Here is a 21,600-nt window from a genome sequence, read left to right as displayed (position 1 = left end):
AAATCGACGTGACGCCAGCCTGAAACGAACGTGTGACCCGGCGATGAATACTTCGCAAACGGTGGACGAAAGAAATTGAAGCGAGGAACCACTCCAACATTGCACGAACGATCCCGTTGTGGGAAACCACGGTGCTGTCTAAGTTCATTCTCCCGTACGCTGCCAATCTGCAGCGCGGTCACTATTGCAGTTAGCTTATTTCTCAACCTCAATGCGGTCGCCGCAAGCGATTCCGCTAAGCAAGACGGCGAGTGGCCCGCTTACGGTCGTGATCCCGGAGGCTCGCGATATTCCCCGCTCAAGCAGATCAATCTCGATACCGTTAAAACTCTGAAGGTGGCATGGACTTATCGAACCGGGGCCTCGGACGTTAAGGGCCGATCGGTGAACAACGCTGCGTTCGAGGCGACACCGATCTTCGTTGACGGCACCCTCTATCTCAGCACTCCATTCAATCGCGTGATCGCGCTCGATCCTGAGAAGGGAACCGAACGCTGGAGCTATGATCCAAAGGTCGATCTAACCAAAGGCTACTCGGAGATTACTTCGCGAGGCGTTTCCACCTGGGCAGATCGAAAGACCGGCAAGCGCCGAATTTATGTCGCGACTATCGATGCGCGCTTGATCGCTCTGGATGCGGCGACCGGCGAGCCTTGCAAAGACTTCGGACAGGACGGACAGGTTGACCTGACTCGCGACGTGAGGCTTGTCGATCGTGGCGACTACCAAGTCACTTCGCCTCCGGCGGTGATCGGCGATCTGCTCATCGTAGGCTCGTCGATGGGTGACAATCGAGGCGTCGAGCTCGAGCGCGGAGTCGTTCGCGCCTACAACACTCGCACTGGCAAGCTCGCTTGGAGTTGGGACCCCATACCCAAAGACACCAATGATCCCGCGCGAAGGACCTGGCAAGGTGAGAGCGCTACACGAACCGGCGCCGCCAACGCCTGGTCGATCATCTCGGTGGACTCCGAGCGCAATCTGGTGTTTGTCCCGACCGGCAGCCCGAGCCCCGACTTCTACGGCGGCGAACGCAAAGGCAACAACGAGTACGCTAATTCAGTGGTCGCGTTGCGCGCCGCAACCGGCAAAGTCGTTTGGCACTTTCAGGTCGTGCATCACGATTTGTGGGACTACGACGTAGCCTCGCAACCGATGCTTATCACGGTGAAGCGCGGCGGCCGCGGCATTCCCGCAGTCGCAGTGGGAACGAAGATCGGCCATATCTTCGTTTTGGATCGCGCGACCGGCAAGCCGCTGTTCCCAGTTGAAGAACGCGCCGTGCCTAAGAGCACCGTTCCCGGCGAAGAGGCTTCGCCCACTCAGCCTTTCCCGAAGCTTCCGAAGGCGATCGTTCCGCAGAAGCTCACCGAAGAGGACGCCTTCGGAATAACACCCGCCGATCGCGATGCTTGCCGCAAGCTCCTCAGCGGCGCTCGCTCGGAAGGCTTATTCACTCCGCCGAGTCTCGAAGGCACGATCGTCTTTCCCGGCAACGCCGGCGGGATGAACTGGAGCGGAATGTCCTATGATCGGACCCGCGGGCTGTTGATCACAAACACGAATCGGGTGGCTACGCTGGTCAAGCTCATCCCGCGCGAAGAGTACAACAGTTTGCGGGCATCGGGGGGAGGGAGCCGATTCAAGGGCGAGTTTGGCCGCCAAACAGGAACGCCTTATGCGATGTATCGCGAGCACCTTCGCGGCCCGAGCGGCGTGCCGTGCAATCCGCCGCCGTGGGGCGCGTTGACTGCGGTCGATCTCGGGACGGGCGCAGTGCGATGGGAAGTGCCGCTCGGAACGATTGCGCAGCTCGGCTTTTTCCCGGAGTCCAGGAATTGGGGTTCGATCAACCTCGGTGGGTCGATGGTGACCGCTGGAGGATTGGTGTTCATCGCCGCTGCGATGGATACTTATCTGCGAGCGTTCGATGTTGAAACCGGCAAAGAAGTTTGGAAGGTTCCACTGCCCGCGAGCGCCCAGGCGACTCCGATGACTTATCAAATTGGCGGCAAGCAGTATGTGGTGATCTGCGCGGGCGGGCACGGAAAGCTGGGAACTAAGATGGGCGACCACGTCGTAGCATTTGCGCTCCCTTAACCCGCCGGGCACCCTGTGTGTGGGACGCCGGCTTAATCTTGAGAGGCTAGCGACCTGTAACATGCGCTTCACTAGTGAAGGAGCGGTATCCGCGCAAATCAGTCGAATCAGTGTCATCCGTGGTCTATGCGGCGCTGGCAATACGATTCCCGCGAACTCATAGACCACCGATGACACGGGTTTGACGGATTCGCACGGATTTCGTACCCAGGTGTGAGCTGAATGAAGATATTGAAATTCGCACTCGTTCTCGTTGCTCTCTCTGTTGCCGTTCATGCGTACGCGGCGCCTCAGGGCAACAAGAAGGTGGAAGGCGTCGTAACGGATCAGGCCGGCGCCCCAATTTCCGGGGCCGAGATCACGTTCGCCGACAAGGCAGCGACGGTCACTCGAACGACAGACGCCGAAGGCCGTTTCGTTTTCGACGCGCAAGGCGACGCCGCGATGATGACCATTCGCGCGCGCGGGTTCGAAACCGCCAGTCGCGTTTGGAACGCCGGCGACGCGGACTCGGCTCGCATCCGGATTACGCTCGCTGCGGAACGGCTATCGGAACAGATGTCGATTACGGCCTCGCGCACCGAGACTCGGGTGAGCGACACGGCCGCAAGCGTTGCCGTGCTATCCAAGGAAGATCTCGCAATCACCGCAGCGTTGACGATTGACGATGCGTTGCGACAGATTCCGGGTTTCTCATTGTTTCGCCGCTCAGGCAGCCGCACCGCGAATCCTACTTCGCAGGGTGTGTCGCTGCGCGGGGTTGGGGCAAGCGGCGCCAGCCGCGCTGTCGTTCTCGCCGATGGCATTCCCATCAACGACCCGTTTGGCGGATGGATTTTCTGGGGTCGAGTTCCCCGCGAAGCGATCAACCGCATTGAAGTCGTTCAAGGCGGCGCATCGAGTCTCTACGGCACGGACGCGCTCGGCGGGGTGATCAACTTGATCACCCGCGATGCGCGCGACGCGGCGCTTTCCTTTGAAGCCTCGTACGGTAACCAGCAGACTCCGGATATGTCGCTCTTCGCCGGCGGCGGATTGTTTCAGTGGGCGGCAAATCTCTCGGCTGAAGTTTTTCACACCGATGGTTACGTGCTGGTCGATGAAGCGCAACGCGGCGTGGTCGATACGAAGGCCGGAGCCGAGCACAAGACACTGGAGCTGACGCTTCAACGGTTGGTTTCAGATAGAGGCCGGGTCTTTCTGCGCGGCTCGATCTTCGATGAGGCCCGCGAGAACGGCACGCCGCTACAAACGAACAACACCTACATTCGCCAGTTATCAATCGGAAGCGACCTTCAGTCGATGCGCGCCGGCTCCTTGTCCGCTCGGGCCTTCGCGCTCACGGAGATCTACAATCAAGACTTCACGGCCGTCGCTGCCGATCGCAACAGCGAGACGTTTACGCGCAGCCAGCGAGTGCCGGCTCAGCAGGTGGGCTTTGTCAGCCAGTGGTCGCGCGCGGCTGGATCGCGGCAGACTCTTGTTGCCGGCGTTGATGCGCGCGAGGTGCGAGGCGCGAGTGATGAGCTTGTGTTTGTAGCCGGCCGCGTAACCTCGACGGTGGGAGTGGGAGGGCGCGAGCGAACACTCGGCGTCTTCGGACAAGACATCATTCGCATTACTCCGCGATGGCTGCTGACCCTGGCCGTGCGAGGAGATCGCTGGCGCAACTACGACGCTTTTTTGGCGTCGCGTCCGCTTCCGGCTCAGACTCCGGTGACGGTTACCCGGTTTGCCGATCGAATCGAGACCGCATTCAGTCCGCGGGTGTCGTTGCTTCACAAGGTGAGCGACAACATCTCGCTGATGGTGTCCGGCTACCGCGCGTTCAGAGCGCCGACGCTGAACGAGTTGTATCGCTCATTCCGAGTGGGCAACGTTCTGACGCTCGCAAACGACAAGCTTCAAGCCGAGCGGCTCACCGGCGGAGAAGCGGGAGCCAGCGTTGCGGCGTTCGATAGAAGGCTCAACGTTCGCGGAACATTCTTCTGGGCCGAGCTTACTCGACCGATCGCCAACGTCACGTTAACCGTTACGCCCGCTTTGATAACCCGGCAGCGCCAGAACCTTGGCCGCACGCGTTCGGTCGGCGTGGAAATGGAAGCCGAGGCTCGCATCACCAACGCATTTACGCTCTCAGGCGGGTATCAATTTGTCGATGCTACAGTGTTGAAGTTTCCGGCTAACACCTCGTTGGAGGGCTTGCTCATTCCGCAGGTTCCGCGTCATGTGATGACGTTTCAAGCGCGCTACTCGGACCCGCGCGTGGTGACCGTCGCGTTTCAAGGGCGCGCCGGCGGGTCACAGTTTGACGACGACCAGAACCAATTCCGGCTCGACCAATATTTCACGCTTGATGCATTCGCGTCGCGCTCTCTCGGTGGCGGAGTTGAAGTGTTTGGCGCCATTGAAAACCTATTCAATCAACGCTACGACATCGGCCGTACCCCGATCAGAACGCTCGGCCCCCCGCTGCTGGCTCGTGTTGGGTTGAGATTTACAATCGGCGGGCGATAGGTTGAGCCGTGGGTGGCGGTGGCTTATGATGACCTACAGAGGAGAGAGGCGATGGCAGTAAAAGAGCTCGAATTGCGGGTGGCGGCGCTCGAGGCCGAGATGAAGCGCTTGAAGGCGGCGCAACATCAGCCGTGGTGGGAAAAGATCGCGGGCACCTTTGATGATGACCCTACTTACAACGAAGCTATGGCCCTCGGCCGGGCGTATCGAGAATCGCAACGACCGAAGACGGCGAAGCGTCGATCTAAGAAACAGTGAATGTACGTACTCGACACCGACCATCTCAGTCTGCTTGAGCATCGTGGCACTTTCGACCGTCAGCTCTTACTTAGAAAGCTGAAACTCGTCGAGGCGGAGGGTGTGTCAACCACAATCGTGAGCTTCGAGGAGCAGATGAGAGGTCGGCTTGCGTATCTATCCAGGGCGCGAACTATGGCTCAACAGATCGACGCATATCGGAGACTGAGAGAACAACTCGACGGCTACCGGTCCATCCTTGTTTTGGACTTTGATGAATCTGCTGCTCAGGAGTATCAGCGGCTGAAGGGTGTTCGCACACGGGTCGGTACGATGGACCTTAAGATCGCTGCTGTCGTATTGGCTAATGACGCGACTCTGCTCTCGAGGAACCTTGTGGATTTTAGACGAGTCCCTAACCTCCGAGTTGAAGACTGGATTTCTTAGATTGAAGCTGCTTGATCGTTTGACGCTTTCGGGAATGTCCTAAGTCAAGTCAACACTACAGGATCAGCCACGACGGCTTGATGGCGGGTCCGTCGTTGATTGTGCGCATCGGCGTCAGATTCCCGGCGGGCTCTCGTTGAAGCTGAACCCGAAAACAATACCGCGGTCGTAACCAGATCCCTTTCCCGAGCGTTAATACTTATTGCTGTTCATGCGCCAATAGAAGTGAGACAGCAGATGCGCGCTCCGGTCACGGGTCACGCATTACGCATCACGCGCCGATTCGCTAAGAAACTCGCGAGCTGCCCTCAAACTTAGATCGAATGTCTCGAATGGATGAAACCGCTGGCAACATAGATCTCGCGACCATCGAGCCATTCCTGTCAGCGCCAATCGAGGCGACGGATGAATCGCTGGTCGAGGCCGCAGTCGCGGGCGATGAGTCGGCGTTCGAGCAGATCTTCGAACGCCATCGACGCCGCGTCGCCCGAATGGTTGGGCGCTTCTTCAATCGGCCGGAGAGAGTCGAAGAGATACTTCAAGATGTGTTCACAAAAGTCTATTTCGCTATGGGAGCTTACTCGTCCGAGCGCGGGCCCTCGTTTGCCGCATGGCTTTCTCGCGTAGCGATCAACTCCTGCTATGACGAGTTGCGGCGAGCGCGCCGCCGCCCTGAAGGTTCTATCAGCGATATCACTGGTGACGAGATTGTCTGGCTGAACGCGCGGGTGGGGTCGGGATCAACAGATCGGGATGCCGAGTCCGCCGCAATTTCGCGTGACCTGGCGAATAAGCTGCTTGCGCGGTTGAGCGCCGATGATCGACTGGTGCTCACGCTGCTCGACGCCGAGGAACTGACAGTCGCCGAGATTGCGGAGCTAATGGGATGGAAGGTTTCCAAGGTGAAGGTTCGGGCTCACCGAGCGCGACGGTCGCTGCGCCGTGTGCTCGGGGAGTTTGTGTGAAGGGAAATGACCGTTCACCGCAAAGACGCGGAGGACGCAGAGAAAACGCAGAGAGTCTTTGCGTAATCTCTGCGATCTCGGCGCCTCCGCGGTGAATAGGGGGAACGCAATGAATCAAACATCTGATGAACAACTCGACCGATTGACCAGGATCGTCGCGCGAGGCGGGGGAATAGGCGAGGACGAGGCTGAGAGGATAGGCTCGTCGCCCTTTCTTCACGCGCGACTGCGCGCTCGGATTGAATCTGAGTTTCAGCGGCCGGCGGAGCAGGGAAGCGGGTGGTTCGCGACACTGTTAGTTGCGTCGCGCGCGGTCGCCGCTTTGTTGCTGGTGACGATTGCGGCTGCGCTGGCGTTCTGGGTCTCAAGAGCAAACGCGCCAGTCTCAAATCCTGCTGCCAGTCCAGCCGCCGACAATATCAGCCGCGTCGTGACCGGCGGGACCTGTGCGCTGTCGACGACCGACGAATGCGCGATCTCAACCGAAGAAGTGTTGGCGACCCTGTTTGCTGACGAGGGAGGAAAGGAACCAAAATGAATTCTCAAAGAAAAGCCCAGGTAAAGATATGGGGCGTGTTTCTGATAGTGTTTGCGCTTGGCGGCTTAACCGGGGCCTCGCTCGATGGGATCTATCGATCGCGGAGCAACACGACGCAGGGTAATCAGACGGCGGCGGTGTCGATCCGCGATACCGATGCCTACTTTGAAACGTTAAAGCGCGAGCTTACATTGAACGATGAGCAAGCGTCCTCGATGCGCGGGATACTCGATCGAACGCGTGACGACTACAAGGCAGTCTGCGCCGATGTGCGCCCGCGCTACGACGTTGTGCGTGAGAGAGCGCGCGGCCAGATGCGAGCGCTGCTGGCCGCCGATCAGCAAGAGCGGTTTGACACGATAGTCACGCAGGAGGACTGCCGGTGCCCCGAGCCGAAGAAATAGCCGAAGATATAGAAGTAACGGAGTTCCGAGGTGATCGAGCCACCCGCACTCATTCCATAAGTGGGGCAGTGCTCGTGGCGGCTGTCTGCTTACTAGGTACCGAGATTCAAACCGCCGCTTTTGATCCGCCGGCTCGACAAACGCCTGCCGGCGAAGAGAAGACCGCCGAGCAAGTCTACAAGAACATTCAGGTACTGACGGGACTGCCGGCGTCGGAACTCGACGGCGTGATGTATTTCATGTCGGCTTCGATGGGAGTCGACTGCACTCATTGCCACACCAATCCCTGGGACAGCGATGCAAAGTCGGCGAAACTCGCCGCGCGCAAAATGATTGCGATGACGCGCAATCTCAACAAAGAGAGTTTCAGCAACAATCCCGCCATCACCTGTTACACCTGCCACCGAGGCCAGCACAACACCGAGCCGCTCCCGCCTATCGATATAGCTATGAGTCCGGCGCCCGATGTCACAGTGGTCGCTGCGAAGCCTGCGGCGCTGCCTTCCACAGATGAAGTCATCGAGCGATACATTCGCGCAGTTGGCGGAGCGGCTGCGATTGAAAAGCTTAAGACGCGAGTGTCACGCGGCGCCGAGACTACAACCGATCGAATGACACCTCCGCAGACGCTTCCAATCGAGATCATTCAAGCGGCGCCCGACAAACTGCTGATCATCAGGAACAATCCACCTGGCGCTACCGCGGAAGGCTTCGACGGCTCGAAAGGCTGGACCAAAGACTTGCGCGGGCAACGTGAGATGGCCGGCAAAGAATTGGCCGTGACGAAACGCGAAGCTGACTTCTTCAGGTATCTGAAGATCAGAGAGAGCTATCCGCAAATGAGAGTGCTCGCGAAGGAGAAGGTCGGAGATCGAGAAGCTTATGTCGTTGGGGCGACATCGCGCGAGGACGATCGCGAGAAGCTCTACTTCGACGCCCAGAGCGGGTTGCTAGTTCGCAAGTACGTGGCGTTCAAGACTGCCTTTGGTTCGATCCCCGAGGTGACGGACTTCGATGACTATCGCGAGGTGAGCGGAGTAAAGCTGCCGTTCACGATCACGTGGTCTCGCCCGCCTTTTGGGTTTGTCCGCAAGTTCACCGAGATCAGGCTCAACACAATTGTCGATGGCTCCAGGTTTCAGCCCCGAGCCAGGTAGCCACGACCAGAATCACATCACAAGACACGGTCGATAACTTCTTTGCGACCTTTGCGGATCTTTGCCTCTTTGCGCGAACCCCGGCCGTGTCTCAAGTACGTAACCGATCTTTTCGTAAACCCGGTCCTTGTTTCTCGCAAAGACGCAAAGATCCGCAAATCTGCCTTACGCTATCCGGTCGGATTGTGCTTGCCGAGACGAATGCGTGATCACGAGTCATACGCGCTCAGATAGAGCAAGCTATCGTAATCAATGACAGCCAATCTGAGATTCCGCAGCCAACCTTGACGCCCCAGCACATTGCGGGGCAAGCCCGGGTACTTGGCAAAGTAAACTCGACTCTCGAACGCAAGCTTGCCGGCTTGAAGAAAGACTTCATGACCAAACGCATCCACTGAACCGCCGATGCTGGATAGGACTATCGGCGTACCTTGCTCAACCTCGAGCCCAAGTCTCAACCCAACCTCCTGCGCGAAGAGACAGACTTGAGCACCCGTGTCTACCTTCGCGGTAACGCGAAGAACCTTCGCGGTAACCCGAAGAGACTTCTCACCGTGAGTCAGCAGCACTGGTATGGTGATCCCTGACGGATCATCTGGATACCGAAGCTCTTCATCGAAGTTGAGTTGGGTGGGCATCTTCAGAAGCCTGCGTACACCTTCTCTGGGTGCTCAACGAAAGTGATCAAGGGGAGATGTGCGCCGTCGGCATCCGCCGCGTCAAAGACCTCACTGGCAACTGGTCCGTGCGCGATTAGGCGATCGCCATCGAGCGCTACCCACTGACCGGCGTACTGGGGTGCGTGAGCAATAACCCATTGCAGCTCACGCGTGCTGTCTGGAACCGGAGCAAGCGAAACAGCGCGGTCACGAGAGGCCGTTTGATCCTCCCGCTGGTCGAGCAAGTGTCGAAGCCTGTTCTGCTCAGACTGTGGCAATTGGGCGATCTCTCTGAGGATGTCTTCGATCGTACTGCCTGACATGTGTAGTGTTCCTTTTTCGGCTCGTTTGCTTTGGTAATCCTACCTCAAAGCCTCCGCATTTTGCAGGTGGCGTAAGCGCTGATCTTCTGCTTCCGAGAATTTACCCTCTTGATAGGTTGGCCTCGCCAACCGGGAGTGTCGATTATGATGAAGTGAGCTACAACCTCCAGGTCCGTGACGTGAGGGCAGACTTGCCGTCAACCTCGCGAGCATTTCCTATGAGCGCCGCCTCGCTACTGACTATTTGAAAACCAGGTCCTCGAGCGGGACGCCCCGCTCTTTGCAACGCGACGCCTGAAGCTCCGGATAGCTTTCGCGAACAATCTCGCCGGCAGAGAATCCTGCAGCTTCGAACACCAGAGCTACTTTCGTCTCATCGCCTTCGATCTCTATGAAGGTCCCCATCGGCGTTTCATCAAGCACTACTTTGAGGCCGGCGCCATCAACGGTGAGCTGGTAAGTGGTTCGATATTTTTGATAGCGAAACGAGCGCCGAAACCCCAGACGTTCAAACAAATCAAACATTTGATCGGGCGCGGAAGTCTCGACTTCGATTTCCTCACGCACTTTGACTGTCGAGCCGCCCTCGTGAACGACGCCTTTGTAGGTGACGTAGCCTCGGCCTTCCACCGCGCGGATGCGCAGCGCCGCCCCGTGGGCCAGGAGCGTTTTATCCGCCGAGTCCAACAGCCAATTGTCTTCAAAGTGGCGCGGTTCGAGAACCTCTAGCTCGAAACCTGCCTTGCGTAGGCGGTTCAGATCGCCGCAAGCGATTTTGACTTCTGCTTCAAGGTTCGTTTCTTTTGTCACGGGGGTCTCGGGGGCCTGGCTCATTCGAAGCCGTATTATTCACTGCGTGCCGCGCAACCGTCAATCGGCCGGTCTAGGAGCGCAGCCATCCGTGGGGGTGCTTTCCGCTAACGGCGATCAGCTTTCTCGCGACAACACCAGGCAGGCAGGGATGCCTGCGCTCCCAGGGCGCTCCCAGGGCAAGTCTCGGCGAACTTCCGGGTTGGCAGAGTTCGGTCGCGATGGAATCGATTGGCCAATTGCTACATCCTACGGACCGCTCCCTCGATTCGCGATGAGCGCTTTTTGTGCCGAGCTCCAACGCTCGAGGTGCGCGCGATAGGCCGCCACTCGATCCGGATAAAGGAGATACAGATCCGTCAGCTCCGAAGCGTCTTCGCGCAGGTCGAACAGCTTCGAGCGGCCCGAGTCCATCTCGTAAATGTACTTCCAGCAGCCGTCGCGCAGCCCCAGCAATCTCAAAGAATAGTCGGTACAAAAAAGAGCCAGTCGCGGCTCGGCTTCAAGCGCGGTGCTTCCCTGGTATCCCGCCGGTGGCGGCAGCCCAACCAGATCAAGGATCGTTGGCGCGGTGTCAATCAGGCTGATCGTCCGGGTGACGCGCACTTGTTCGTCGATCAGTCCTGGCGCCGCGATCAGATAGGGGACGTGAAGGTTCTCATCGTAAAGGAAGAGCGAGTGTCCGTAGTTCCCCTCGTGTTGGCCAAACGCCTGGCCATGATCGCCGAAGATCACGAACAGCGTGCGATCGTACAGGCGGCGCTCTCTTAGTCCTTCGATCAAACTTCCCAGCGCGGCGTCCGCATAGTGCAGCGCGTTCAGGTAGCGATCGGAATCCGCTCCCTCGGGAAACGGGCCGGGCTCGGGCGTGTCATAAGGATGATGCCCGGCAACCGGAAGGTACGTGAGAAAGAACCGCTCGCCGGGCGCCAGCGAGTCGATCCAGCCAAGGGCTCGATGCACCGTCGAGGGTTCGTCGACTCCGAAGCTCGATTCGTGATTCCCTCCGATCGCGCCCGCGTCCTCCAAAACCTCGTAGCCGCGATTCGCGACTACGTCATACATACCCAGGTACATGAATCGGCCGGAGTGAAAGAGCGCGGCTCGGTAACCTGCTCGTCCGAGCACCGCAGCAAGCGATGGAGTCGTGATCCACGAATAGTTCTCGCTCGCGGTGTCCATTGCAGGATAGCGTGAGCAGATCACCGAAAAGAGTTCCTTGATGCTCTCAGGATAGACTGCATAGGCGTTGTCGAACACGATGGCGGCCCGCGCGAGCTCTGAAAGATTGGGCATTGGATCGCGGCTTGAGCCGTAGGGCTGGAGGTATTCAGCTCCCGCGGATTCGAGCAGGATCAACACGACATTGCGGCCCGCGCTGCTGCTCCGCAAACGAGACAGATCCTCGCGGGCAATGTCACCGGCAACCGGGCTAACCTGCCAGTCCTCATCAGCTCCAGCATCAGCCGAGCGCCACCAGATTCGCGGGAGTGCGCTCGAGGCGAGCGCCATGATTGCGTTGCGATCCAAGCCGATGGCATCGACTCTTGAACTAGCGAGCGGGCCGATCGCTACGAGAACCAACGCCGGGATGATCAGCGCGGCGCGAGACTTCAGCTCTATGCGTCGAAGAAACAATGGAGAGGCTACGGCGGCTGCAACGACAACCGACATCACCGCGAAGTTGGCCGGAGTAGCGTGACGCTTGATCGAATCCGAGAGCGCCCCGCCCGCAGCACCGAGCATCGGCCAGGTGAGCGGAGACGACAGCACCCGCGCGACGCCGACATTGATCGTCACATACGCGACCGCTGCTGCATACAGTGTCCAGCCAAACCATGCCCGCCTCACTATGCCGTCCAGCAATGCGAACGCCAGCGCAACCAGCACGTCCTGCCAGAAATATGCTATCGGCGTCCAGACCGAGAGCTGAATTGGGCGTCCCGCAAGAATCACCAGCTTCGCTATGACGAATACGCCCAGCAACGCTAGCGCTCTCATCGTCTCACCAGATTCAATCGCTTCAGCAGGAACCACGAAACGATCACGCTTGATCCGCGTTTTCGCCAGATCCAATCGTGCACCAGCACGGCCGGGGCGGAAGGCCGCCGATAGATCGCGCGACGGTCGTCGGCGAATGCGAGAGGGATTGTCAGCAAGTCGAAATCACACGGCACATCAGGCGCGAATCGTTCGTTGATATACTCCGCGTCGCCGGTCACAAAACGCCGGGCAATGGCGAGATTATCGGCGCTCAAATCGATAAGCACGAGCTTCGACTCGGGCAGCAACCGGCTTAGAATAATCGCCGTGCGCGGGAACAGTCCGCCGCCAACGATTCCGACTCGCCGGGGCGACGGCAATTCGGTTAACAACCGGCATATTGCGCGTTCGTGACGCTTCAACACAAATCGCTGGAGGGCTGGCAACCGCAAGACGAGGCGTTCGAGCGCGCACAGGTTCACGCACTCAAGCCACCGCAGCACCGCCGGCCAGCGGCTCGCGTTTTCGTTCTCTGCTCTCTGTTGGGGCAGCTCTCGCCAGTGCGCGCCTGGGCGCGCGTGATGCTCGATGTGATACCCGTCGTTGAAGAACAGAAGGTTATACAGGCTGCCGTAGTGGCTGACCGTCCCGCGACCGTGCTCGTAGTGTCCCTGCAAGTAGCATAGGGCGATGCCCAGCAAAAAGCCCGGCAGGTAAACCGTCAGCGCAAACGCCGGAGCAAAGACGAGCAGCGTGCACCACAGCGCGATCGCGGCGCCGATGTCGAGCGGCGCGAGCCTCGACTCAGGCCGGTCTCGCCCGCCCTCTCGGGCGAAGTGATGAGCGAGGTGGCGCGAGCGCCAAAGCGATTGCGGAAAACCGAGCAGCAGGCTGAGGTAGCAAGAGAACATGCCGTTCAGCGCGCGTGCCCTGAAGAACGGCCGGTGGATGAAGTTGTGAGAGATACTATTCGCATTCCACCACAGGCCGAGCGCGATGAGCGGGATCGAAGGCCAGGCCAAAACCAGACCGCCATGCGCCAACGCAAGCGCGACGAGCAGAAGATCCCAGTTGGCCCATTTCGCCTGCCGGAGCAGGCGAGCCTCAATCATTTTGGCTCCCTTGGAAGCGACCTCAACTCATGGATCGGCGGGTAATCGGTTCCACGTTCGCTCATCTTCATCAGACCGTAGCCCACTGGATAGACATCGGGATCGGTCGCTTTGTCATCGGCCTTCCGTACGAGGCCAATCGGCATGTTGCGGCCCCCGAATCCGATTACCTGGCCGGTGCCGGCGATCGCCTTGAGGTCGGCCCATTCCTTGCGGCAGACATCCTCCTTGCCCGGCTTGATTGAATAGTAGAGATAGCCCCGCCTGGCGGAGTCGTAGCTATTGCGATCCTGCTTGCTCGCGAGCGCGAACGCCCCCCAGATCTGAATCCGTTCGGGTGCTGTCGCATTAGGCTCAAAGACTACCTTGTCGATGCGCGCATAGATGCCGATCCAGTCGGATGCATCTGTTTCGAGTGTGAAAAGGGAAAACATTAAACAGGCGATGAGCGCCACGACGACGGTGATTCTCCTAATCATAAGAGTCTCCTTTCGGTGGTTTGAAGGTTAGACGGAGCAGCGTTGTAGTTTCTTCCCTTTAGGCAGCCCAGCAGGTGGCTCGAACTGCAAAGACCCAGGTCATAACGTCGTGATTGTTGCGGTTCACGAAGAATGATATCGTAGGGGCGTGAACCACAAGCTCATCATAACTGAAGAGCCACAGGACTTGGAATTCAACGCGCGTATGGCGCGGTTCCGACGCAACGGAGAATGGTTGACCGCGCACGGGGCGGCACTCTTCGAGCGGTTTCCCGGTAAGTACCTTGCAGTGACCGATGGCGAGGTGTTTGTCGCCGACGAAGCCTCGGAGGCACGACGGCTGGCCGCCGAGAAGCACCCCGACGACGAGCCGTTTGTGCAGTTCGTCCCGCGCGAGAGGCGCGAGCGCATCTATGCGTATTGACGGTCGTTGGCATCTCTTCAGGGACGGCGTTCTGCGACCGGTAGTTGACGCCGCCGTCCAGACACCATCGGGAAGCTGGCAGGCGGTAATGTTCCTACTCGATGCTTGCTGAACTCGCTCTGCCGGCTGACGACACCCCGGAATTAGGCGGCGTAGGTGGCAAGGTTGATTGTCTCTTCATCCAGAGTCGTCTAGCTTTCGTCCGTGCCGATGGAAAACAAGTGAATGTTCAAGGACCGTTCGCCGTTTTCGCTGATAAAACAACCAGCGACGTTTCTATTCTCGGCCGCGATGTAACCAACAACTTCGACGTAATCTATACCTATCCGACCCGCCGGGTCATTCTGCTGGCGCCGCCTCACGAGTTCCTTGTTCAGCTTAAGTCCTAACCGTTCCTGCTTCCTGAGTCAAAACTGCTGAGGCCAAACGATCCTTCGCGCTTCTTCAACTGTACCCCTCTCACTCCTGTAAGCGGACTCGTTATTGCCATCGGCTGTTGACTTTGCACCAACATTCGAAGTATATATGGCGACGCCATATATTGAGATCCCATATGCTAAACCAGGAAGTCAAAAGAGGCAGCGCAGAGATGCTGATACTCGCGCTGGTCGAAGAACGCGCGAGACACGGCTACGAAATCGCCAAGCTCATCGAGCAGAGGTCGGAAGGCGTACTTCAGTTTCACGTCGCCTCGCTCTATCCGTTGCTCTACCGCCTGGAAACTCGCGGGTGGATTAATGGCCGCTGGGTTGAGAAGGCCGGGCAGCGCCGGCGCCGGTATTACAAGCTCACGTCCGCAGGGCGCAAAGTCCTCACCGAGCAACGTCAAACCTGGGCCGACTTCTTCGCCGCACTCGATCGTGTAGCGAGAGTGAACCCGGTTGAGGGCTAAAGGGCAAAGAGCAAGAGCAAAGGGCAAAGGGCAAAGTCATGCCTGATTGGAAAGATTACGTTCGTAAGAATTTGGCGCCGCTGAAGCTCGGCCCCGAGCGCGAATCGGAAATGGTCGACGAGATGGCCCAGCACCTCGAAGCCGTCTACGAAGACGCTTTGGCTGACGGCGCTTCGGAGCAAGAGGCTCATCAGCGCGCGACGGCTCACATCAAGGACTGGCGGCTCCTCGAGTGCGAATTGATCCGCGCCAAACGACCCGTGACTCACGCGTGGATCAAGAGACGTCTCGCGGCAGAAGCCCGGATTGAATCGCGGCATAGAACGGGAGGAATCGGTATGGGATCACTTGGACAAGACCTGCGGTACGGCCTGCGAATGCTGCTCAAAAGCAAAGCCTTCACCGTGATAGCCGTGCTTTCACTAGCGCTGGGCATCGGCGCGAACACCGCCCTGTTCAGTCTGGTCGACGCCGTGCTTCTGAAGATGCTGCCGGTCAAGAAGCCGAATGAACTTGTGCTCTTCAGCTGGCTCGGTGGGCAACGGGGCCTGTCGCGCGGGATCATGGGAAGTACCAAAACAGATCCGGCGACAGGTATGAGAACGAGCACATCCTTCTCCTATCTCACCTTTGAGCGATTTCGCGATAACAACGATACTCTCTCGGACGTCTTCGCCTTTGCGCCGCTGCATCAACTGAACGTCAGCGTTGATGGCCAGCCGGAAATCGCCACGGGTCAGCTAGTTTCCGGCGGCTACTATCCTGGGTTGGGCGTGCGAGCCACGATGGGCAGGACGATCGCGCCCGATGATGACAAGGCCGGCGCCTCGCCCGTTACAGTGATCACCCATCGCTACTGGCAGCGCCGGTTTGGGCAGGACCCGGAAGCCGTGGGCAAAACGGTCAATATCAACAACGTGTCTTTTACTATCGTCGGAATCACAGCCCCTGAATTTATGGGAGCGTCGCAGGTCGGCTGGTCGCCCGATCTCTCCATTCCTTTTTCGATGCAACCGCAGGTGAGCCCGCACGAATCCTCGCTGAACGGACCTTGGTTCTGGTGGCTCCAGATAATGGGAAGGATGAACTCCGGGGTGACGACGGAGCAGGCGGCGGCGAGCTTCGGAAGTATTTTTCAACAGAGCGCGCAAGAGGGTTGGGACGCGGCGCTTGCCCGTTTCCCACCCCAGGGACAGGCGCAGAATCCGGCGCCGCGGGATGTGCCCAGGCTCCGAGGAGCTTCCGGCAGCCAGGGGATGACCGAGTTGCGCAGCGCCTACTCGCAGCCGCTGACGATCTTGATGGTGATCGTGGGGTTTGTGCTGCTCATAGCATGCGCTAATGTCGCCAACCTGCTCTTGGCTAGAGCCGCCACGAGGCAGAAAGAGATCGCGGTGCGGCTGGCGCTGGGGGCGAGCCGCTGGCGACTGGTTCGGCAACTCCTAACCGAGAGTGTGCTTCTGGCAATCCTTGGCGGCACGGCCGGCGCGCTGTTCGCTTATTGGGGCAAGGACATGCTGTTGACCTTGCGCCCGTGGGGAGGTGGTGAACTCGGAGTGGATCTCAAAATCGATCTACGCGTGCTTGGCTTTACGTTCGCAGTCTCACTTGCAACCGGTCTGCTGTTCGGACTCGCACCGGCGTTGCGCGCTACAAAAGTTGATCTGACACCGGCGCTGAAGGATAACGCCAGAAGCGTGACCGGCGGTACCCGGTCTATTCTCACTAAATCCTTGATTATTGTTCAGGTGGCGATGTCTTTAGTGCTCCTGGTCGGCGCGGGACTCTTCGTCCGCACGTTGCGCAACTTGCAGAATGTGGATATCGGATTCAATCGCGAGAACCTGCTGCTGTTTAGCGTTGAGCCAGGTTTAAACGGCTATGACAGGCCGCAGATGGCACAGCTCTATCGGCGAATGACTGAAAGGCTCGAAGCCGTGCCCGGCGTGCGTTCGGCCTCCGTATCACTCATTCCACTGCTCAGCGGCCAGGCCCAAACCAGAAGCATCGACGTGCAGGGAAACACATCGCAGCCCACCGATAACAACGACGCCAAGGTCAATACTGTGGGAGCGCATTTTTTCGAGACGATCGAGATGCCCATTTTGTTGGGTCGGGGTCTGAGTGAGCGCGATGAGGAAACTTCGCCGCGGGTAGCGGTGATCAACCAGATGATGGCGCGCAAGTACTTTGGCGATGAGAACGCGCTGGGACGGCGATTCGGCTTCGGAGGCCCGGAAACCAGCGGCCAGATCGAAATCATCGGCGTCGCCAGGGACGCGAAATACACCGACATGCGCAGTCAAAGCGAGCCGACCATCTACCTTCCATATCTGCAGAGTATCCCGAGGCACGCGACGTTCATCGTGCGCACCTTCGGAGACACAAGCGCGATGACGGCCGCAATCCGCGATGCCGTCCGCGAGGTGGACAGCAACCTGCCGTTGTTCGACGTGAAGACGCAGAGCCAGCAAGCCGACGACTCACTCACCCAAGAACGGCTGTTCGCCACGCTATCGGGCTTCTTCGGCGTGCTTGCGTTGTTGCTAGCCTGCATTGGACTCTACGGCGTGATGTCTTACGGGGTCGCGCGCCGTACCAATGAGATCGGCATCCGGATGGCCCTCGGCGCCTCAGCTCCGCGGGTCACTCGAATGGTCATGGGCGAAACGATGCTGGTCGTTTTGATCGGCGTGGTCATCGGATTAGGTGCGGCGGTGGCAACCACTCGCCTCATTGCGAGCATGCTGTTCGGACTCGCGGCAACCGATGCGCTGACTATCTCGTTTGCGGTTCTGTTGATGGTTGGCGTTGCGGCGATCGCCGGCTATCTGCCGGCACGACGAGCGGCGCGAGTGGATCCGATGGTCGCGTTGAGATATGAATAAGTCCTAGATGTTGACAGGACCAACTCGATTTATTTCGGCTTCTCGTACGTTTCGCTCAGGCCGGGCATGAAGTAAGGTCCACCCGGCGCCATCAGCCCTTTGAGGAAGATGACGTTGGTAGAAATGGTGAGCGCAGCTCGCCGGTCGAGCGCTGCCTTGCACTTCACCCAATCAGGCCCGTTCCCGCCGTGAAGCACCCCGTCACGCGACGCCTTCCAATGCTCGAGGCTGGCGTATCGCGTCGATAGATAAACCTCGTCGTAGTCTTTGTTCTCGGTCGACGGCGCACCGTCAACGCCGGCGGGCGTGATCACCTTCCACATGCCGATCACCCGGCTGCCGAGCTTCTCGAAGTAGGGCCAAACGCCGTCGACGCTCGCTTTGAGAAACTCATCGAAGCTGCCCTTCTTGATCTTGAAGTAGCGCAGAGTGACGATCTCTTCTCCCGGCTGGGCCACATCGTTGCGCACGGGCCGAGGACGATCGGGATCTTTGACCTGATTGATTCCACCGCGGAACGGCGTTTGTTGCGAATGGGGCCGGTCTTGCCCGAAGGCCATGCCGCAGGACATTAACCAAAAGCTAAGCACTACCACCAGGAAGCGTGATCGACTTCGTAGTTGGAACATACTTTACCTTTACGAGAACCTTACTGTGCCTCGAGCAGTTCCGCGTTCGCTGACTGAATCTCCGTTGGAAACGTCCGCAGCGCCGCAATGATCCGCGTTTTGAGCTCCCTGACTATACTCGCCTGCTCCGCCGCGACATCGTAGCTCTCGCCCAGGTCGGCATTCATGTCAAAGAGTTCCGCCTTCGCCAGCCGCATGTTCTTCTGCTGGCCCGAAGCCGCCGTGTATCGCGGAATGTTCCAGCGCGCGACGTGAATCTTCCAACGCCCGGCGCGCGCCGTTTGAAGGTATGGGCCGTCAAAGAAAAGGTAGAGATTCTCAGGGCGCTTCTTCTCCTGTCCAAGCAAGAACGGCAGAACATTCTTGCCGTCCAACGGCTGGTTCGATGCGGCGGCAATGTTTTTCTCACCCGCCAGCGCCAGCGCGGCCGGAAAGAAATCAATCGTGGAAACCGCTTCATCGGAGACTCGGCCCGGCGGGATGTGTCCCGGCCAACGCACGATGCCGGGCACGCGCACGCCGCCATCGTAAGTCCACCCCTTGCGCCCACGCAGCGGTCCGGCGCTGCCCTGATACCACGGGCCATTGTCGCTGGCGAAGAAGACGATTGTGTCGCGATCAAGCCCGAATCGCTTCAACGCTTTCAGAATTTCACCTACGCTCCAATCCAACTCCTCGATGACGTCGCCATAGAGCCCGGCGGCGGACTTTCCTTTGAACTGAGCCGACGCGTGCAACGGGATGTGTGGCATGTTGTGCGCCAGATAGAGAAGGAACGGCACTCCTCGTGCGCGCTCGATGAAGCCGATCGCCTCTTCCGTGTAGCGGCGGGTGAGCGTGTCCTGTTTCGCTGGTTCCTCGACCACGTCACCATTGCGCACAATTGGAGTCGGGCTCATGTCGTTGCTATAGGGAATACCGAAGTAGTAATCGAAGCCGTGATCGACCGGGCGGTGGGGACTAACATGCCCCAGATGCCACTTACCGATGCAAGCCGTTTGGTAACCTCGGTCCTTCAGCGCTCGAGCGACGGTTGTTTCAGACTGAGGCAGGCCGGTCTTGTCGGACGGAAACAGCACGTTCCGCAACCGCATTTGATCGATGCCCATCCTGGCCGCGTAGCGTCCGGTCATAAGCGCGGCGCGGGAGGGGGTGCAGACCGGCGAGACAGAATAGAAGCTGGTGAGTCGCAAACCCTGCGCGGCCATTCGATCGAGATTCGGGGTCTTGATCGACTTGGCGCCGTAGCAGCCTACGTCGCCGTAGCCCATGTCGTCCGCATAGATGAAGATGATGTTTGGCCGCCGTTGCGCGGAGGCTCGCTGCTCGGACAGCGGCCATAGCGTCAGGCTAATGGCAAGCACCAGGAGGCTTCGGGTTCTGAGCTTGGTCATCCTTCCTTGGAGCGTGCCTGGGAGCGCGACCTGGGAGCGCAGGCATCCCTGCCTGCCCGGCGTTATGGGGAAAGAGAAATGGCCATTAGGAGAAAGAGGCAGGCAGGATGCCTGCGCTCCCAGGTCAGTCGCGATATGATGGATCAATCTTGTCCAGCTTTCGCAAAAGTCCCGGCCAAACCAGATCGGCTCCAATGCCTTTGGTAACAACCTTCACCTGGGCGGTAATACCGTCGAGTATCGGCTTCGCTATTTGCACAAGCTCGGCGCCGCCGGACTCGGCGAGTAGCTGAATCTCGCAGGCGCGCTCGAGGTTATACATGCCCAGGAATGCTTCGGCGGCGTTCGTGCCGATCGTCAGCAAGCCATGGTTGCGCAGTATCAGGTTGTTCTTGTCGCCGAGGTCGGTGACCAGCCGGGGCTTCTCGTCTTCATTCAACGCGAGGCCTTCGTAGTTGTGATAGGCGATCGAGGCGAGCGCGAACAACGACTGTTGCGAAATCGGGAGCAGCCCGTGCTTCTTGGCGGAAATGGCGACGCCGTGCCGCGTATGAAGGTGCATCACGCACAACGCGTCTTCGCGAGCCGCGTGGACCGCGCTGTGAATCGTGAAGCCAGCCGGATTGATAGAGTAAGGGCTCTCCATCGCCTTGTTGCCATCGAGACCGATCTTAACAAGGCTGGACGCGGTGATCTCATCGAACATCAGTCCATAGGGGTTGATCAAGAAGTGGTGGTCGGGTCCGGGCACTCGCGCGGAGATGTGGGTGAAGATCAAATCGTCCCATCCGAAATGGGCTGCCAGCCGATACGCGGCGGCCAGATCCACCCGCGCTTGCCATTCTTCGGTTGAGACTGCGTCGCGAACTGCTGCTATCTTTGCTTGCATCGCATAACCTCTTTCTTAATAAGTCTGGACCAGCGTCGTCAGCTCTGGCCACGCACAGCGAGCAGAGAATAGCCGCTGTCGCCTTGAACGCGCAATAGAAGTTCAGAAGGAAATGACCTCGATCTCAGCTATTGGGTCAAAGTGTCGACGATTCACAGTAACGATCGGAAGGTTCTTCGCCCAGGCAGTCGCTGCGATCAGCGCGCCGGCGAGATGATCTCGAAGATAGGGATACCGTCCCAACAGATCACTATAAGCAGCCGCAATCTGAAGGTCGGGGTTGATTAACCTCATCGTTCGAAGCAACGCCAGAATGCGACGCCGCTCGGAATCGCTGATGGGCGGCCGGAGTAGTTCTTTCCGGACCACCTTGCTGTAGTAGATTATGGTGTGTTGGTTTCGGAAGAACCGCCTGGCCCGGGCATCGCCACGATACCAAAGTATGAAGACCCCGGTGTCAACGAGCGCGCTTCTAAGCTCCAGCCAAGCGGGCTCACTCATCGAAGGCTTCAACCTCGTTCAGGAATTCGTCCGGATCCTTCAATCCACCATTCGGCGCGCGCATCGACTCTTTCCGAATCCGCTCGACGTACCCAGCCGCGTCTTGAACGTCAGCGCGGCTCTGCCACATGCCGAAGCCCAGTTCCTCTTCGAGCAGTGCGTCCGCGAGCCGTACTCTCTCCTCTGGAGAGAGCCTTCTGGCCCGGTTAAGAAGTTCATCGTAGGCCGTTGTCATAAGGCAACTGTACTGCA

General features: G+C 58.8%; 23 protein-coding genes. 12 read left to right on the top strand and 11 right to left on the bottom strand.

Going from position 1 to position 21,600, the window contains the following annotated elements; all coding sequences use genetic code 11:
- Positions 1-159: 159 nt before the first annotated feature.
- From AABO57_19065 to AABO57_19030, 8 genes are all read left to right on the top strand, one after another.
- Positions 160-2,100: a pyrroloquinoline quinone-dependent dehydrogenase gene (locus AABO57_19065; GenBank protein ID MEK6287825.1), complete on the top strand. Its 1,941-nt coding sequence runs from the start codon at positions 160-162 to the stop codon at positions 2,098-2,100.
- Between the two features lie 222 nt (positions 2,101-2,322).
- Entirely contained in the window at positions 2,323-4,617 is a 2,295-nt protein-coding gene (locus tag AABO57_19060) for a TonB-dependent receptor (protein ID MEK6287824.1), read from the top strand.
- Positions 4,618-4,668: 51 nt separating this feature from the next.
- Positions 4,669-4,875 (top strand): hypothetical protein, encoded by a 207-nt coding sequence (locus tag AABO57_19055; protein MEK6287823.1) that lies wholly within the window; start codon positions 4,669-4,671, stop codon positions 4,873-4,875.
- A complete protein-coding gene (locus AABO57_19050; protein ID MEK6287822.1) occupies positions 4,876-5,301 on the top strand; it encodes a type II toxin-antitoxin system VapC family toxin in 426 nt (141 codons plus the stop codon).
- A gap of 332 nt (positions 5,302-5,633) precedes the next feature.
- Positions 5,634-6,266, top strand: a complete 633-nt coding sequence (locus AABO57_19045; GenBank protein MEK6287821.1) for a sigma-70 family RNA polymerase sigma factor — start codon at positions 5,634-5,636, stop codon at positions 6,264-6,266.
- Between the two features lie 109 nt (positions 6,267-6,375).
- Positions 6,376-6,804, top strand: coding sequence for a hypothetical protein (locus AABO57_19040; protein ID MEK6287820.1), 429 nt, complete (start codon positions 6,376-6,378; stop codon positions 6,802-6,804).
- Positions 6,801-7,208, top strand: a complete 408-nt coding sequence (locus AABO57_19035) for a hypothetical protein (GenBank protein MEK6287819.1) — start codon at positions 6,801-6,803, stop codon at positions 7,206-7,208. Before AABO57_19040 ends, AABO57_19035 begins: the two co-directional genes overlap by 4 nt.
- Complete coding sequence (locus tag AABO57_19030) at positions 7,187-8,365, top strand: photosynthetic reaction center cytochrome c subunit family protein (GenBank protein ID MEK6287818.1); 1,179 nt, start codon at positions 7,187-7,189, stop codon at positions 8,363-8,365. Before AABO57_19035 ends, AABO57_19030 begins: the two co-directional genes overlap by 22 nt.
- Before the next feature lie 209 nt (positions 8,366-8,574).
- Here AABO57_19030 and AABO57_19025 read toward each other — a convergent pair whose 3' ends face one another.
- The 6 genes from AABO57_19025 to AABO57_19000 all read right to left on the bottom strand — a co-directional run bounded on the left by AABO57_19025 (position 8,575) and on the right by AABO57_19000 (position 13,731).
- Positions 8,575-9,003 (bottom strand): retropepsin-like aspartic protease, encoded by a 429-nt coding sequence (locus tag AABO57_19025; GenBank protein MEK6287817.1) that lies wholly within the window; start codon positions 9,001-9,003, stop codon positions 8,575-8,577.
- Between the two features lie 2 nt (positions 9,004-9,005).
- Complete coding sequence (locus AABO57_19020; GenBank protein ID MEK6287816.1) at positions 9,006-9,347, bottom strand: DUF5678 domain-containing protein; 342 nt, start codon at positions 9,345-9,347, stop codon at positions 9,006-9,008.
- Between the two features lie 240 nt (positions 9,348-9,587).
- On the bottom strand, positions 9,588-10,157 hold the full coding sequence (locus AABO57_19015; protein ID MEK6287815.1) for a class IV adenylate cyclase: 570 nt from the start codon (positions 10,155-10,157) through the stop codon (positions 9,588-9,590).
- Positions 10,158-10,406: 249 nt separating this feature from the next.
- A complete protein-coding gene (locus tag AABO57_19010; protein MEK6287814.1) occupies positions 10,407-12,158 on the bottom strand; it encodes a sulfatase in 1,752 nt (583 codons plus the stop codon).
- Positions 12,155-13,252: a fatty acid desaturase gene (locus tag AABO57_19005; protein ID MEK6287813.1), complete on the bottom strand. Its 1,098-nt coding sequence runs from the start codon at positions 13,250-13,252 to the stop codon at positions 12,155-12,157. Before AABO57_19005 ends, AABO57_19010 begins: the two co-directional genes overlap by 4 nt.
- Entirely contained in the window at positions 13,249-13,731 is a 483-nt protein-coding gene (locus tag AABO57_19000; GenBank protein ID MEK6287812.1) for a hypothetical protein, read from the bottom strand. Before AABO57_19000 ends, AABO57_19005 begins: the two co-directional genes overlap by 4 nt.
- A 148-nt stretch (positions 13,732-13,879) precedes the next feature.
- On the opposite strand from AABO57_19000, the gene AABO57_18995 reads away from it, so the two are divergent.
- From AABO57_18995 to AABO57_18980, 4 genes are all read left to right on the top strand, one after another.
- Positions 13,880-14,155 carry a DUF5678 domain-containing protein gene (locus AABO57_18995; GenBank protein MEK6287811.1) on the top strand — a complete coding sequence of 92 codons (276 nt, stop codon included), beginning with the start codon at positions 13,880-13,882 and terminating at the stop codon, positions 14,153-14,155.
- Positions 14,156-14,376: 221 nt separating this feature from the next.
- A complete protein-coding gene (locus AABO57_18990; GenBank protein ID MEK6287810.1) occupies positions 14,377-14,544 on the top strand; it encodes a hypothetical protein in 168 nt (55 codons plus the stop codon).
- A gap of 164 nt (positions 14,545-14,708) precedes the next feature.
- Entirely contained in the window at positions 14,709-15,047 is a 339-nt protein-coding gene (locus AABO57_18985; protein MEK6287809.1) for a PadR family transcriptional regulator, read from the top strand.
- Positions 15,048-15,085: 38 nt separating this feature from the next.
- Complete coding sequence (locus tag AABO57_18980; protein MEK6287808.1) at positions 15,086-17,935, top strand: ABC transporter permease; 2,850 nt, start codon at positions 15,086-15,088, stop codon at positions 17,933-17,935.
- Positions 17,936-17,964: 29 nt separating this feature from the next.
- Here the strand turns inward: AABO57_18980 and AABO57_18975 are convergent, their stop codons facing one another.
- The 5 genes from AABO57_18975 to AABO57_18955 all read right to left on the bottom strand — a co-directional run bounded on the left by AABO57_18975 (position 17,965) and on the right by AABO57_18955 (position 21,583).
- Positions 17,965-18,564, bottom strand: coding sequence for a hypothetical protein (locus AABO57_18975; GenBank protein MEK6287807.1), 600 nt, complete (start codon positions 18,562-18,564; stop codon positions 17,965-17,967).
- A 20-nt stretch (positions 18,565-18,584) separates the two neighbouring features.
- The gene (locus tag AABO57_18970) at positions 18,585-19,958 is read right to left on the bottom strand and encodes a sulfatase (protein MEK6287806.1); all 1,374 of its coding nucleotides are present in this window, start codon (positions 19,956-19,958) and stop codon (positions 18,585-18,587) included.
- 124 nt (positions 19,959-20,082) lie between these two features.
- The gene (locus tag AABO57_18965) at positions 20,083-20,847 is read right to left on the bottom strand and encodes a class II aldolase/adducin family protein (protein ID MEK6287805.1); all 765 of its coding nucleotides are present in this window, start codon (positions 20,845-20,847) and stop codon (positions 20,083-20,085) included.
- Positions 20,848-20,949: 102 nt separating this feature from the next.
- The gene (locus AABO57_18960; GenBank protein ID MEK6287804.1) at positions 20,950-21,348 is read right to left on the bottom strand and encodes a PIN domain-containing protein; all 399 of its coding nucleotides are present in this window, start codon (positions 21,346-21,348) and stop codon (positions 20,950-20,952) included.
- Positions 21,341-21,583: a hypothetical protein gene (locus AABO57_18955; GenBank protein MEK6287803.1), complete on the bottom strand. Its 243-nt coding sequence runs from the start codon at positions 21,581-21,583 to the stop codon at positions 21,341-21,343. The genes AABO57_18960 and AABO57_18955 overlap by 8 nt, the downstream gene beginning before the upstream one ends.
- Positions 21,584-21,600: the final 17 nt, after the last annotated feature.

This window comes from Acidobacteriota bacterium, from assembly GCA_038040445.1.
In the GTDB taxonomy this organism is placed as follows: domain Bacteria; phylum Acidobacteriota; class Blastocatellia; order UBA7656; family UBA7656; genus Onstottus_A; species Onstottus_A frigus.
This window is presented reverse-complemented; position numbering and strand designations above follow the sequence as displayed.